The organism is Roseovarius sp., from assembly GCF_018066915.1.
GTDB lineage: Bacteria > Pseudomonadota > Alphaproteobacteria > Rhodobacterales > Rhodobacteraceae > Roseovarius.
In genome coordinates this window covers 1-13,559 of record NZ_JAGPVV010000184.1, presented here as the reverse complement: position 1 = coordinate 13,559, position 13,559 = coordinate 1, and the positions used below count along the sequence as shown (strand labels likewise).

Below are 13,559 nucleotides of genomic sequence, written 5' to 3'. Positions count from 1 at the left end.
GCAAAGTCGTAAGGGGCGTCAAGCAACCGAAGCATAGGAGCGGACTTCCCGGGAGTTCCCGCTTTTGCCGCGGCTTCTTCCAATTCAGCAGCCCGATCCGGGCTCAAGGAATAAAAGAACGTGCGGTCGACCTGAGGAGTTGATCGCATTCACGTAGGTCCGCCGATGCCGGACGATCCATTCGGTTCCGGCACCGAACAAGAGCCTGCCACCTTGCAATTGGCCTATCGCCGGCCCGCCACCTCCAGCGCTTCGCCCAGGATATCCAGCCCTTGCGTGATCTCCGCATCCGTCACCGTCAACGGCGGCGCGATCCGGAAGACCGCGCCCATGGCGGGTACTTTGACGATGTTCATGCTCAAACCACGTTCCATCGCCGCCTCGGCAATCCGGTCGCCCATCTCGAGGTCCGGCATGCGGCTCTCTCGGTCGGTCACGATCTCCAACCCCAGCAACAAGCCGCGTCCGCGCACGTCTCCGATGCAACCATGGCGTTGCTGCAGCGCCAGAAGGCCGTCGCGCAGCACCGCCCCGGCCTGCGTTGTCCTAGCAATCAGCACTTCGCGCTCCACCACATTCAGTACGGCCAGCCCCACGGCGGCGGGCAGAGGGTCGGACACATGTGTCGTCAGAAAGATATACCCGCGCTCGTGCGCTTTCTCCTCGATCTCCCGGCTGGTCATTACCGCCGACAGCGGCAGCCCCGCGCCCAAAGTCTTTGAAAGGGTCAGGATATCCGGCACAACCCCGTCCCGCTCGAACGCGAACATTGTGCCGGTACGCCCCACCCCGGTCTGCGCCTCATCGAGGATCAGCAGCATCTCGCGCTCCTCACACTTGCGCTTCAACGCGGCTAGGTAGCCCTCTGGCAACTCGATGATCCCGCCCGACGACAGGATCGGCTCGGCGATGAAGGCCGCAAGGCTGCCCGTCGACTGCGCGTCGATCAGCGCAAAGGCGTCGTCCAGCTCCGTCTGCCAGTCCAGGCTGCCATCGTCATGGGTGAAGCGCGGCCGATAGGCATGTGGCGCGGGGATCGCGAAGGAGCCGACCGTCACCGGGCCGTACCCCTTGCGCGCTGCACTGTAGGTGGCCGAGGCCGCAGCCCCCGTCATGCCGTGCCAACTCTTGGTAAACGCCACGATCTCGTGCTTGCCGGTCACGCATTTCGCCAACCGGATCGCCGCCTCGTTGGCTTCGCCACCCGTCGACAGCAGCATAGTCTTCTCCAGCCCCGGCACCATGCGGCCCAGCCGGCTGCATAGCGTTACCACCGGCTGTGAGAGCATGCCGCTGAAAAGGTGATCCAGCCGCCCTGCCTGCTCGCGAATTACCCGGACGATCTCCGGGTGCGAATGCCCCAGCAAGGCACTCATCTGCCCCGAGGTAAAATCGAGGATAGCCTTGCCGTCAGTGTCATAGACGAAACACCCCTCAGCGCGGTCGATGATCCGCCGTTCGAACACCGGGCCGTAGCGCATCACGTGGCTGTCCACATCGGACCAGAAAGCGGAGTGTCGACTCGAGTCGGGCATTGCACCATCCCTTCGGTGGAAAAAGTTGCGACAAGAGCTAACGCCGATTGACCTTCAAGTATAATTCATTCTTTATTACTCTGAATTGAGAAAACCTCATATGCCCGATCTCGACATCGCCCTTTTGCGCAGTTTCATCACCGTGTCCCGGTCCGGCTCCATGCGCGCCGCCGCCTTACGCATCGGACGTACGCAATCAGCGGTCAGCCTGCAGATCAAGCGGTTGGAGGCCCTCGTGGGCGAGGAACTCTTTCACCGCACCGGTTCCGGCGTCGCTCTCACAGTGGCGGGGGAGCGCTTCTTTCCCGGCGCCGAACGTGTCCTTGCCGCCCATGACGAAACGCTCGGATTGATCAGGCAGGACGACCTCCGCGGCTCGATCGTCTTCGGCTGCCCCGAGGATTACCTGACTGCCTTCTTCCCCGACCTGCTGCGGCGCTACGGCGCCGCGCATTCCGGTATCGAGATCGAGATCATCAGCGCCCCCACCGTCGAACTGCGACCGCTCCTGCAACGCCGCCGCATCGACCTTGCGCTTTTGTCCCTGCCAGGCACGGCGGACCCGTCCGACGTCATTCGCTATGAACCGCTGGTCTGGATCGCGTCGACCGACGCGCCAGCCTTGCTGCAGGAGCCGATATTGCCGCTTGCCCTCGCCGCACCCGACTCCCTCGACCATATCGAGGCTCGCCGCGCGATGGATGCAAGTTCTCGTCTCTATCGCGTGGCCCATGCCAGCAACGGGCTCTCCGGCCTGCTGGCTATCGCGCGCTCCGGCCTCGCGGTCAGCGTGGCGACCCGCGCCGCCGTGCCCAGCGACCTCTCCATCATCGACAAGGGATTGCCTCCTCTGCCCAAAATCGGCATCTCGCTCGCTTACGCCTCCACGCGCTTGTCCCCTGCGATCCGCTCCTTCGGCCGCTTTGTCGCGCTGAACCTGAAGTAACGAGAATCTTGGTTTCTCTCGCGAAAATAAATCGGTGACGTCGAAGATCGATACGGGCTTGAGACCCCGTTCGACCATCCATGGTGGAAAGAGGTGAGCTCACCCCGCGAACTGAGGCGACGTAGATCTCGGCAGAATTCCCCGTCTAGGTGGACCGAAACCATCCGGAAAACAGCCCTTGCAGATAGCGGAACGGGCGCATTCGGGCTTTAGACGCCGACGCCCGTTCCACGCGTTCAGTCTGACATGATCCAGCCCTGATTGGTGCATGACCCGCTACCTTAGGCGACTTCCAACTCTTCAGTTGGCGTCACAAGCGCGGTCAACGTGGTGGATCACGCCCAAGATCCTGACGACGTCAGCACTCGCTTCGGTTTGGATCGCGGTCGCAGCGTTGCTCGCGCGCCCGATCGGTCATGATCTGGGCATTGAGCGCGGTCTCGCTGGTCAGGTTCTGCAGTTGGGCCCTCTCTAACCTTTTTGACGAAGAATAGTCGTCCTGCATGCACCCGGCCACCAAGACCGTGACTGCTGCCACGACGAAAAGGCGCGAAGTCGTTCGCAGACCGTGTGACAAAGAGATATCTTGCATTGAGTTTTCCTTTCGGGCTCTTGTTTGCTCGTGGTCGACGGCTGTCCGCATCGCAGCGAACCTCTGTCGCCGCGCAAGATGCAGCCGAAGATTGCAGGAACATGGCGCAGTTCAGAAATTGCCGAGTTCTCCCTGCGTCAACTGGCGGTCAGGAGGCTGGCGTCGACCTGCTGGGCGTGCGGTCAGTCCTTGGGATCGCCTGAGCGGGCGCGCGTTGACGGCGTCGGATCAGACATCCTCATCGCGTTGCGCATTTCCGTGCCATTCGGCGACGACACCGGGCAGTTTCCCTTCATGGCGGACGAAAGCCATAGCGAAGGCGCTGGCCGAGCCATAGCCGACCCGATGCGCGATTTCGGCGTTGGTCAGGTCTCCGCGCGAGAGAAGGTCCCGCGCGGTCTGGACGCAATGGAGACAGAGGCCGAAGTCCCCGACACGCTTGAAGCGACGCGGCGTCTGGCATTCGCCTGGCTGTCGAGAAGCCTCGGCATCGAGGCAGAGACAAGGGACAAGGGTCGAATGGCCTTGAGGGACGCCGCCGCGGATTTGGCAAGTCTGGCCGAAAAATGAGCCTCTCAGGCGGCGTCGATCTCGGGCACCTTCACATCGGCCAGCTTGCGTTGCCAAGCCATGATTTCGGTGTAGGACAAGCCAGGGTTCGCCTCGGCCAACATGCCGACCTTCATCCAGAACTCGGCCTGAGCGTTGATCGAACGGCACATGACGGTGCTCGACTTGCGCAGCTCCTCATGCAGGTCCTCGGCGATCTTGACGATGCCCATCCGGATCTCTCCTTTCCCCAATTATACGAATCATATACGAAACGCATATTCGGTGTGATGGTCCGTCAATCGGGCAGCGCCGGCAAGAAGATTCACCAACAAAGAAGGGACACCGGGTGGTCACTTACATCAACGTCCCTGTTGCTCCGCCCGCGCAGAGCGCCCGGCGGACGGAACGCATCAAGCTCTACGGGCCGGACGCCTTCGCGAGCATGCGCCGCGCAGGGGCCCTGACCGCCCAATGCCTAGACGAGATCGCCGCCCTTGTCCGGGACGGAACTCCGCTGTCCGAGATCAACACCTTCGTGCTCGACTTCGCCGCGACACATGACGCCCGACCGGCCACTTTGGGCTACAAGGGCTACGAATACGCCTGCTGCACGTCGGTCAATCACGTGGTGTGCCACGGTGCCCCCACGGCGCGAAAGCTGCGCGAGGACGATACCGTGAACGTGGATGTGACGCTTGTCCTTGATGGCTGGTATGGTGATGCCAGCCGCATGTACGCCGTGGGCAAACCCAAGAGAGCCGCCGAGCGGCTGATCCGTATCGCGCATGAGGCAATGATGCGGGGCATCCGGGCGGTTCGTCCCGGCGCTCGGTTGGGTGACATCGGTCATGCCATCCAGAGTTACGCGGCGTCGCAGCGGTGTTCCGTCGTCCGCGACTTCTGCGGTCACGGCATCGGACGGGTCTTTCACGACTCTCCGAACATCCTGAATGTCGGCAGACGGAACACAGGACCCGAACTTCGGGAAGGGATGATCTTTACCGTGGAACCGATGATCAACCTCGGACGGCCCGACGTGAAGATGCTTGCTGACGACTGGACCGCCGTGACGCGGGACAGGTCATTGTCGGCGCAATTCGAGCATTCGATCGGGGTCACAGCGGAAGGATTCGAGATATTCACGCTCTCGCACCAGAGCCTGCATGCGCCGGGGGTCGATCTGGCGGTTGCACAAACCTGAGCGATCTGAGCTCTTCGCAGGACTGCGGCGCGCAGTTGCCCATTCCCTAGTCAGAAAATTCATGGAGCATCATCCCCATGCAACCTTCGCTCGTCATCATCGCCCGACTGTTTGCCGTATCGCTTGGATTCGCAATGACATCGCCCGTGAGCGCCCAAACAGGCGGCGATTTGAACACAGGAGAAAGCATGCCGATAGAGGAAGAACTGACCGCATCGGGCCCGATTGGCCCCCTCAGGGGAACCTTGACCCTACCGACCCAGCGTGGGCCGCTTCCGGCGGACGTGCCGGTGTTTCTGGTCGTGCCCGGTTCGGGACCCACTGACCGCGACGGCAATTCGCCTCTCGGCATCGCGGCAGCGCCCTACAGACTGCTTGCCGAAGCGCTGGCCGAGCGGGGCTACCCATCGGTGCGCATCGACAAGCGCGGCATGTTCGGATCCAAGGGCGCCATCCTCGACCCGAACGATGTGACGATCGCAAGCTATGGCGACGATCTTCTTGCCTGGACGGCCGCTATCCGGGAGCGGTTGCCCGCGGAGGACGGCACGCGCTGCGTCATTCCCATTGGGCACAGCGAGGGCGGACTGGTCGCCTTGGCGGCAATTGCGCGTATGCCGGATGCTTGTGGGTTGATCTTGATCGCCAGCATCGGCCGACCCTTGGACGAAGTGATCGGCGAGCAGCTGCGCGCCAACCCCGCGAATGCGCCTTACCTGAAGGAGGCCGAGGCGGCACTCGCGACGCTAAAGCGCGGCGATCGGGTCGATGCGGGCACCATGAGTCCCGCCCTGCGGCCCCTTTTTGGCGCAGAGGTTCAGGGCTTCTTGATCGACGCAATGTCCTACGACCCTATTGAACTGGCAGCCCGTGTCGAGGTTCCCGTGCTCGTTCTGCAAGGCACGCGCGACCTGCAAGTCAGCGTGGCGGACGCACGCATGCTGGCAGATGCCACACCTGATGCGACCCTCGCATTGCTTTCAGAAGTCAATCACGTCCTCAAGACCGTGGCATCCGAAGATCCCTCGGCGAACCTCGCGACTTACGCCGACACGACCATGCCAATTGATTCCTCGGTCGTGGATGCGGTTGTGGACTTCGTTGACGCGATCATGCCAGACTAGACCCAAGAGAAGCATCTCGCGACGCGCGGAGCAGTCGCGTTCAACGCGTCGATCTGGAAACAGGGAGAAGCATGCTCATGCAAAGGGTTTCCTCTCGATCTCCGAAAACCCCTGATTGCAACGTGCTGCAGGCAATTCCGGAGCTCACCGATACAGATCACGCGCTCGATATCGCCGGCGTCCGCGCCGGTCCGCTCTTACGCGTGGTCCACCAGACGATTGCGGTGATGACGACAAGCCCGGCGCTCGGCACGAGGTTGGCGGGGGTTCCGGCGATCTCACCGCGCCTGCTCAGGTCGCCTCCTAGGTCGAGATGGAGCGCTGTGGCCAAGACAATGGCGCTGACGTTGTAGACCGCATGCAGCACGACGGCGACCTCAAGGCCCCCCGTCCTCCAGGTTATGATGGCCATTGCACCGAAAAGCACGAGATACGAGCCAAGGATGTAAGGGTCCAAGGTACCGTGAAAAAGCGAGAACAAGACCGTCGTGACAAAGATCCCTAGGATTGCGCCGGAAATGGGTCCGCGTGTCCAGCTGCCAACAACGCGGAACATCAAGCCACGAAGTCCGTATTCCTCACCCGCGGCAGCCAGCGGGGTGAGCGTCATACCGATGATGAAGAACGCGACCAGATCCGCCGTGCTCCATGGGACCCTGGAACCGGGTGTCAGAAGAAATCCGACGGACAGGACGACGAGGAGCAAGGGGCCGAATACAATCAACGCACGGCCGACCACCCCGAACCTGAATCGTCCTGCCACCGAATGCAGGGAGCGGGCGGGAATTCCATAGAGCCAGCGCTGAAGCAGCATGCTGTATGGAATGAGTAGAGCCAAAGCAAGGGCCCCCGCAGCGTGCATCAGAGGCGTGAAGCCTGTCCGCCCAAGGATGTGGGTGTCGACCGTAGAGGCGACGGCGAGGCATAGTTGCGCGAAAACAATGAGACCCGCAAATAGCAGGATGATCGCGACGAATCCTCGGCCGATCTTCCGTTTTTCGCCCGCGTAGACGCGATGGTATTCCAAGTCGGCAGGAACCCGAGGTACGCGTATAATCTCGTCAGGTTCCATGAACCAACAATCGCTCTTGCTACGCATTATCTTCCTTTCTTTCAGTCCACCCCAGAGGAGCGTTGTGCCGCGCCCTACCCAATCGCGGCCCGCTTTGGGTTCTGTGGATGATGTCCTCTGTGCAGTAGAAACCCGTTGGAGCACCCGGTGCATGTCAAGCTCGACCCCAGCGGAAATCTGCGGGGTTGATACTCGTATCCAGATCCTGATCCCTTCGCCAAAACGCTTGGAAAGCATTCAACACCGAGTTTTAGCCAATCATTGCAGAAGGGCTCGACCTTCGGATCTCAGAGCCGCTTTACAAAAAAGAGCCTTGCCTCGTTCTCAGGATAACCGTCGATCCGGCCAAATTCGCTGTAGCCCAAGCGCTTGTAGAACTCAGGGGCCTGAAACGAGAATGTGTCGAGCCATATGCCGTCCATCCCTCGCAGGCGTGCTTCCTGCTCGACACGCGCCATCAGCTGGCCACCGATCCCCTTGCCGCGGCCCTCCTCGGCCACGGCCAAGAGCTCGACGAACACCCATTTCAGATCAAGCGAAAAACGGGCAGCAAGACCACCGAGGTAACGACCGTCTTCATGCGCCTCGAATAACATCATCTCGGACTTGAATGATTTCCCGGCCGCCTTGGAATGTTGATCGAGTAGCGCCAAGATGCGTCCTCGTGCTTCATCTTCGGAACTATTGGCTGGATGGATTTCGGTCATTGAGGTGTCCTTTCATCGGTAATTGGCGAAAATCAGGAGATAGCTGCACCGGCAACCGGGACCGTGGTGATCCATTCATCCTTCCCCGGACGTATCGGTCAGGTAGCCGGATTGTTGCGCAGCCTCTGAAAGCGAGGGCGCTCTTTCCTGATTTGCTCAGTCGAATTCCCTGACCTCGAGCCCGGTCCAGTGGGCCGCAAAGGCCCACATGTCGGAGAACTCTGCGATCACCATGTTAGTTGGCTTGCCGGTCCCGTGCCCGGCGCGGGTTTCCACACGCAGAAGATGCGGCCTGTTCCCGATGTCGGCGGCCTGCAACGTGGCCGCATATTTGAAAGAATGCGCGGGAACGACCCTGTTATCCGTATCCGACGTCGTGACAAGAATTGCAGGATAGCGCGCACCCTCGCGGATTGTGTGGAGGGGCGAATACGATAGAAGGGTTTGGAACTCTTCCTCGACGGCAGGGCTGCCAAACTCCTCAACCCAAGTAACGCCGCTTGTAAAGCGATCGAAACGCAGCATGTCGAGCACCCCCACCCCCGGCAGGGCTGCCGCGAAGAGGTCCGGTCTTTGATTGACAACGGCGCCGATCAGCAGCCCACCGTTGGACTCGCCATGGATCGCAAGCCCATCGGAAGGCGTGATGCCTTGGTTGATCAGATACTCGCTGGCGGCGATGAAGTCGTCGAACGCATTCTGCTTGTTGGCGCGCCGGCCGGCATGGTGCCACGCTTGGCCGTACTCGCCACCGCCACGAATATTCGCCACTGCGTAGACGCCGCCCTGATCGACCCAGGCCATGGCGGCTGGCGAGAAATGTGGCACCATGCTGATCCCGAAACCACCATAGGCATTCAGCATTGTCGGCGCCGGACCGTCAACGTCTTTGCGCCGAACGACAAACAGGGGCACCCGCGTGCCGTCCAGCGAGGCGTAAAAATGCGGCTCGACCGTGATCGTGTCGAGATCGACTGCGATTTCGGGTTCGGCCCAGACCGTCGTGCGGTTTGCATCGACGTCAAGGCGCAGGACGGTCAGCGGCGCATCATAACTGGTGAAGGCGAAGAAAGCCTCGTTCGCACCGGGACGGCCGTGGACGAGGCCGGTGCTGCCGGGCCCCGGCAGCGGGACGGTGCCCTCGAACGTTCCATCTAGAGTGTAGAGCTCAGCCTGCGACTGGACATCAATCGTGTAGGACAGCAGCATCCGGTCGCCCAGCATCGCGGATCCGCCTTCGCGCAAGACTGCATCGGGCCGTTCCGGGATCACTTCCGAAAACTCGGGCTGCGCCTCCGAGAGGTCCATCGTTACGATCCGACCCCGAGGCGCACCTTTCTGCGTTGCAAAGAAGAGTTTCGTGCCGACGTTGCCCAGCAAGAGCCAACGGTCATCGTAGCTTTCGATGATGGTATCAGGCGCGGGATTGGCGGAAGACAGGTCCGTCACCGTGACCGCAACGCCCCCCGTCAGCGCGGACGTGTAGACGATCAGGTAACGGCCATCAGGTGTGACATCGACAGTATGCAACAGAGCTTGTTCCGCCGTCGCCGCATGGATCAGCCGATCTTCCGACTGGTGCGAACCAAGTCGATGAAAATAGACGGCATGGCCTTCGACGCCGGCGCTGAAGGCTGCCCCTGCCTCGGGTTCGGGAAACCGGGAATAGTAGAACCCCGACCCATCGGGATGCCAGGCGATCGTGGTGAACCGCGCCCATTCCACCGTGTCGTCCAGGATCTCGCCTGTCGATGTCTTCTTCACCCGAATGGTCCGCCAGTCCGACCCGCCGTCCTGCATGGCAAAAGCCACGAACGCGCCATCGGGCGAGACGGCCCAGTCGGCCAGCGCCACGGTGCCGTCCTCTGACCAGGTGTTCGGGTCGATCAGGATACGGTTCGCCCCGTCAGCCCCTTCGCGCACCAGAAGCTGCGCCTGGTTGTCGAGCCCGCCGTTGCGGGTGAAGAAGTAGAGGCCGCCGCGCTCGACCGGTGGGGTCAAAGTTTCGTGGTCGAACATCGCCGTCAGCCTGCGATGAAAGACATCCCGCCCGGAAAGACCCTCGAGATAGGGCGCTGCGACGGCGTTCTGCGCCGCAATCCATTGCGCGACCTCGGCATCCTGGCGCGGATCATTCTCCAGCCAGCGGAATGGGTCGGCGACAGTGACGCCGAAATGCACCTCTTGGGTATCGGTCTGACGTGTTTCCGGGTAGGTCATCGGTGGGTTCTCCTGTGCAACAGCCGGGGCGATGGACAGGAGCAGCGCCGCGGCGGTCCCTCGAAGAAGGTGCATCGTCATCGAGCGCCGCCCCTGTCGCTCGGCCAGTTTTCGGCGCGTTTGGCGGATGGTTGTGTCTCCGGCGGGCCGGCTGCTTTGTGCTGTCATGGTGATGTTTCCTATTTTTCTTTCGGACGCGCTGGCCTGAGTGGGCTGCCGCCGTCAGGCGACGGCGTCGCAGATGGGGAGTGTCGCGGCTGCCCGGATCGCCGAAATGATGCGGGCCGTCGCCTCCTCTGACGTCACGTGAATACCGCCGTTGATCACGGCCGCGCTGATCTCTTCGTCCACCAGGCGCATCGCCGCTGTGATGGCAGCGGCGCAGAGCCTGACCTCGAAATCGTCCGCAGTCCGCGCCGCACGGTCGGCGACGACGCCGATTAGCTCCATCTCCGCAGCGTGACACGCCATGAGCCAGGCCGAGCGCAGGGCCGGCTCGCGATGCAGGATTGCGAGGATGCGGACGGCGGCAATGCTGTCCCGGACGAAGGCATCGTCAGAGACAAATGCCGTCATGGACCGGGCCAGGAATTGGTCGATGCTCTCGGTTTTCGGCCATTGGCCGAGAAGTGCCGCGAAGCGCAATTCGCTGACTTTCAACACCGGCTCGACGCAGGCTTCCTTGGATCGGAAGTAGCGCCAGACAGTGCGCGTCGAGATGCCAGCCGCAGCGGCTATGTCGTCACCGCTGGTCGCATCGAAGCCCTTCTCCCAGAACAGCCTTGCTGCGTGTCGGGATACGTCAAGCCGCGCGTCCTCTAGTCTCGATCCGTCTGTCACTCTGCGGCCTCCGTTCCCTCACGATGGTGCCAGTGGGTTGTCTTTCTCTTCGGGCAAATGAACAGTTTCGCAACACCCACACCACCGTGTCACTAAGTGACACGAGCACTAGATGTCACTTAGTGACAGCGAGTGCAAGAGGGTGGCTATTCTTTTGGCTCGCCAGGCTCCACGATGATCAATAACCAAGCCAGATCATGCCCGCGGACTGCCAGAGCCCTCAGATTGGGCGATCCCGAAGTGCTGGTAGATGCAGGTGCTAGGCACTGGTACCTGTGACCGGTTCTGCCGATGCAGCAAGCAACCAGTTTCTGAAATCTCCCATGGCAGGGGTAGGCGGTCGGTCCGCAGGCCATGTCAGGCAATAACTACTCGCAGACAACATCGTCGAGAACGGCTGAACCAACCGCCCATCCGCAATGCGGCGCGTGAACATTTCCACCGGGAGGAGCGCCACGCCCCCGCCATCCGATGCAATCTCGGCCATGGCGAGCGAGGAATCGAACATCGGACCGGTCAGCGGTGGACAGGGTGCCCCTGCCTCTGCGAACCAGCGCGGCCATTCATCGCTGCGATAGCTCCGCAGCAGAACCTCGCGGCCGAGGTTTTCAGGGGTCGTCAGATATTTGGCCATCGACGGCGCGCATAGCGGTGCGAGCGGAGCCTCTAGCAGCACGTCAGACTCAAGTCCGGTCCAGGAACCGCTGCCATAGCGGATCGCCATGTCGAGTCCCTCACGCAGGATCTCGACGCGGTTGTTGTTGGTCGAGATGCGAAGGTCAATCGACGGATACTCCCGCCGGAATTCAGGCAAACGCGGCCAAAGCCAACCGACGGCAAAAGTCGTGACAACACCGATCTTCAACGTCTCGATGTGGCGATGTCCGGTAATGCGGTCGAGCGTTCGCGCCATTGCGTCGAAGCCGTGTTCCAGAACAGGGTACAGCGCCCTGCCCTCATCCGTCGGCACCAATCCGCCGGATGCGCGCACGAACAATGTGACGCCGAGCCGATCCTCGAGCCTTGCCACCTGATGGCTGACCGCGGCTTGGGTGACACGCAACTCTATGGCGGCGCGGGTGAAACTGCCCTGCCTGTAGGCCGCCTCGAACACGCGGAGTCCGTTCAGAGGCAGGTCCGGGCGATCCATCGGCATTACTCCAGCTAATGTCTAGTGTGATACTTTGTCGTTTGATGGCCGTAAAGCAGCAAACTAAGGGGTGAGGCGTGACATAAATTGGTGTCTCGTAAACTCCAACCCTTGATGGCCGCTCGTCATCCCTCGCCTTGTCTAGGCGACAAAGCGGTGCCGTGCGCCATCAATTCAGACAAGGATGAACCCATGTTGACGCACGCCACTTCGCTGCCTCTACTGGCTGCCGGGCTTTCCCTCTCACTGCTGACGGGTGCCCCTGCCTTTGGCCAGAACCCGGAACTACACCTTGCCGCAACCATCGACCGCATCGAACAAGAGCTCGACGCGCGCGTCGGTCTTGTGATCCGCGACAGCGGCTCGGATTGGTCCGTTAGCCATCGTGCCGAGGAACGGTTCCTGATGACCAGCACCTTCAAGACCATGCTGTGCGGCGCCGTCCTGCATCGTGTCGATGAGGACGACCTCGACCTTGACGAACGGATTGCGATTGAGGTGGCAGATGTCCTCGAGTATGCGCCTGTCACCGAAAAGATGATCGGCGACACGATGAGCGTGGGCGAACTATGCCACGCCGCGCTCGACATGAGCGACAACACGGCGACAAACCTGCTGATCGACCGGATCGGAGGACCGCAAAGCGTGACCGCATTTCTGCGCGAGATCGGCGATCCGGTGAGTCGGCTGGACCGCCGCGAGCCGGAGGTAAACACCTTCGCGCCGGACGACCCGCGCGATACAACCACGCCCGAAGCGATGGCGTCGACGATAGAGACGTTGCTGACGGGCGACGCCCTTACACCGCAATCGCGCGCGCAACTGGTCGACTGGATGAGCGAAGGGGGCGTCACCGGCGCCCTGATCCGCGCAAGCACGCCGGAAGGCTGGCATGTCGCGGACAGGTCGGGCAGCGGCAATTTCAACCGCAACATCGTGGCGATGGTAACGCCTCCGGATCAGGAGCCCTACTTCATCACCATCTTCCTGTCGGATGCAGATGCCGATTTCAACACCCGCAACGGCGCGGTGATCGAGTTGTCCGAAGCCGTCATGCAGGTCGTGACAAGCCGGTGAGATAGTCGCGGCCGCGCCCAACGTGGCGCGGCCCTCTCCACTGACGCAAGTCGGAGCGCGAAAGTTCTGCTCTTCGGCTACAGCGAGCAGGAGTGGCAGCAAGTTCAAGTCCATAGGACGCCCCCATTGTCGCGTGATGCTAACCAACCAGTCCAGCGATAACGGTATACCGTTCACAATGGTCTGCGTCCATCTTGCTCTTTGCAACAGTCAGATAAGGAGTAAACCATGGACAAGGTCATTCTGATTACCGGCGCCTCCAGCGGCATCGGCGAAGGCATCGCGCGCACGCTTGCAGCGCAGGGCGCGAAAATCTTGATGGGCGCGCGCCGCACGGATCGGCTGGACGCCATCGCAGAGGATCTGCGCGGCACCGGTGCCGAGGTCGCGACGTGGTCGCTCGATGTCACCGATCTAGGCTCCATGCAGGAGTTTGCGCAAACCGCGCTCAACCTCTGGGGCCGCATCGACGTGCTGGTGAACAACGCTGGCGTGATGCCGCTGTCGCCCATGTCCGCCCTCAAATTCGACGAATGGGAGCGG

14 protein-coding genes are annotated in these 13,559 nt (G+C 61.6%); 5 read left to right on the top strand and 9 right to left on the bottom strand.

Going from position 1 to position 13,559, the window contains the following annotated elements; translation table 11 throughout:
• Nucleotides 1-224 precede the first annotated feature (224 nt).
• Nucleotides 225-1,535 carry an aspartate aminotransferase family protein gene (locus KBT70_RS10085; RefSeq protein ID WP_296632252.1) on the bottom strand — a complete coding sequence of 437 codons (1,311 nt, stop codon included), beginning with the start codon at nucleotides 1,533-1,535 and terminating at the stop codon, nucleotides 225-227.
• Between the two features lie 100 nt (nucleotides 1,536-1,635).
• Here KBT70_RS10085 and KBT70_RS10080 point away from each other — a divergent pair, with 100 nt between their 5' ends.
• Nucleotides 1,636-2,481: a LysR family transcriptional regulator gene (locus KBT70_RS10080; RefSeq protein WP_296632249.1), complete on the top strand. Its 846-nt coding sequence runs from the start codon at nucleotides 1,636-1,638 to the stop codon at nucleotides 2,479-2,481.
• Nucleotides 2,482-2,839: 358 nt separating this feature from the next.
• Here the strand turns inward: KBT70_RS10080 and KBT70_RS10075 are convergent, their stop codons facing one another.
• The 3 genes from KBT70_RS10075 to KBT70_RS10065 all read right to left on the bottom strand — a co-directional run bounded on the left by KBT70_RS10075 (nucleotide 2,840) and on the right by KBT70_RS10065 (nucleotide 3,855).
• Nucleotides 2,840-3,073 carry a hypothetical protein gene (locus KBT70_RS10075; RefSeq protein WP_296632248.1) on the bottom strand — a complete coding sequence of 78 codons (234 nt, stop codon included), beginning with the start codon at nucleotides 3,071-3,073 and terminating at the stop codon, nucleotides 2,840-2,842.
• A gap of 228 nt (nucleotides 3,074-3,301) precedes the next feature.
• Nucleotides 3,302-3,700, bottom strand: a complete 399-nt coding sequence (locus KBT70_RS10070) for a helix-turn-helix domain-containing protein (RefSeq protein WP_296632247.1) — start codon at nucleotides 3,698-3,700, stop codon at nucleotides 3,302-3,304.
• Complete coding sequence (locus KBT70_RS10065; RefSeq protein WP_296632246.1) at nucleotides 3,649-3,855, bottom strand: ParD-like family protein; 207 nt, start codon at nucleotides 3,853-3,855, stop codon at nucleotides 3,649-3,651. Before KBT70_RS10065 ends, KBT70_RS10070 begins: the two co-directional genes overlap by 52 nt.
• Before the next feature lie 116 nt (nucleotides 3,856-3,971).
• Between KBT70_RS10065 and map the strand changes: the two genes are divergently transcribed.
• Together map and KBT70_RS10055 are read left to right on the top strand one after the other, a co-directional pair.
• Nucleotides 3,972-4,826: a type I methionyl aminopeptidase gene (map, locus tag KBT70_RS10060; RefSeq protein ID WP_296632245.1), complete on the top strand. Its 855-nt coding sequence runs from the start codon at nucleotides 3,972-3,974 to the stop codon at nucleotides 4,824-4,826.
• Between the two features lie 77 nt (nucleotides 4,827-4,903).
• The gene (locus KBT70_RS10055) at nucleotides 4,904-5,950 is read left to right on the top strand and encodes an alpha/beta fold hydrolase (protein WP_296632244.1); all 1,047 of its coding nucleotides are present in this window, start codon (nucleotides 4,904-4,906) and stop codon (nucleotides 5,948-5,950) included.
• A 157-nt stretch (nucleotides 5,951-6,107) separates the two neighbouring features.
• On the opposite strand, the gene KBT70_RS10050 is transcribed toward KBT70_RS10055, so the two are convergent.
• From KBT70_RS10050 to KBT70_RS10030, 5 genes are all read right to left on the bottom strand, one after another.
• Nucleotides 6,108-7,022 (bottom strand): CPBP family intramembrane glutamic endopeptidase, encoded by a 915-nt coding sequence (locus KBT70_RS10050; protein WP_296632243.1) that lies wholly within the window; start codon nucleotides 7,020-7,022, stop codon nucleotides 6,108-6,110.
• 287 nt (nucleotides 7,023-7,309) lie between these two features.
• Nucleotides 7,310-7,729 carry a GNAT family N-acetyltransferase gene (locus KBT70_RS10045; protein ID WP_296632241.1) on the bottom strand — a complete coding sequence of 140 codons (420 nt, stop codon included), beginning with the start codon at nucleotides 7,727-7,729 and terminating at the stop codon, nucleotides 7,310-7,312.
• A 156-nt stretch (nucleotides 7,730-7,885) separates the two neighbouring features.
• The gene (locus tag KBT70_RS10040; protein WP_296632240.1) at nucleotides 7,886-10,117 is read right to left on the bottom strand and encodes a prolyl oligopeptidase family serine peptidase; all 2,232 of its coding nucleotides are present in this window, start codon (nucleotides 10,115-10,117) and stop codon (nucleotides 7,886-7,888) included.
• Nucleotides 10,118-10,171: 54 nt separating this feature from the next.
• On the bottom strand, nucleotides 10,172-10,789 hold the full coding sequence (locus KBT70_RS10035) for a TetR family transcriptional regulator (protein WP_296632238.1): 618 nt from the start codon (nucleotides 10,787-10,789) through the stop codon (nucleotides 10,172-10,174).
• A gap of 259 nt (nucleotides 10,790-11,048) precedes the next feature.
• On the bottom strand, nucleotides 11,049-11,945 hold the full coding sequence (locus tag KBT70_RS10030) for a LysR family transcriptional regulator (RefSeq protein WP_296632234.1): 897 nt from the start codon (nucleotides 11,943-11,945) through the stop codon (nucleotides 11,049-11,051).
• 186 nt (nucleotides 11,946-12,131) lie between these two features.
• On the opposite strand from KBT70_RS10030, the gene bla reads away from it, so the two are divergent.
• Nucleotides 12,132-13,016, top strand: a complete 885-nt coding sequence (bla, locus tag KBT70_RS10025) for a class A beta-lactamase (protein WP_296632230.1) — start codon at nucleotides 12,132-12,134, stop codon at nucleotides 13,014-13,016.
• Between the two features lie 228 nt (nucleotides 13,017-13,244).
• Nucleotides 13,245-13,559, top strand: a 315-nt coding sequence (locus KBT70_RS10020) for an SDR family NAD(P)-dependent oxidoreductase (RefSeq protein WP_296632227.1), incomplete at its 3' end; no start/stop codon positions are given.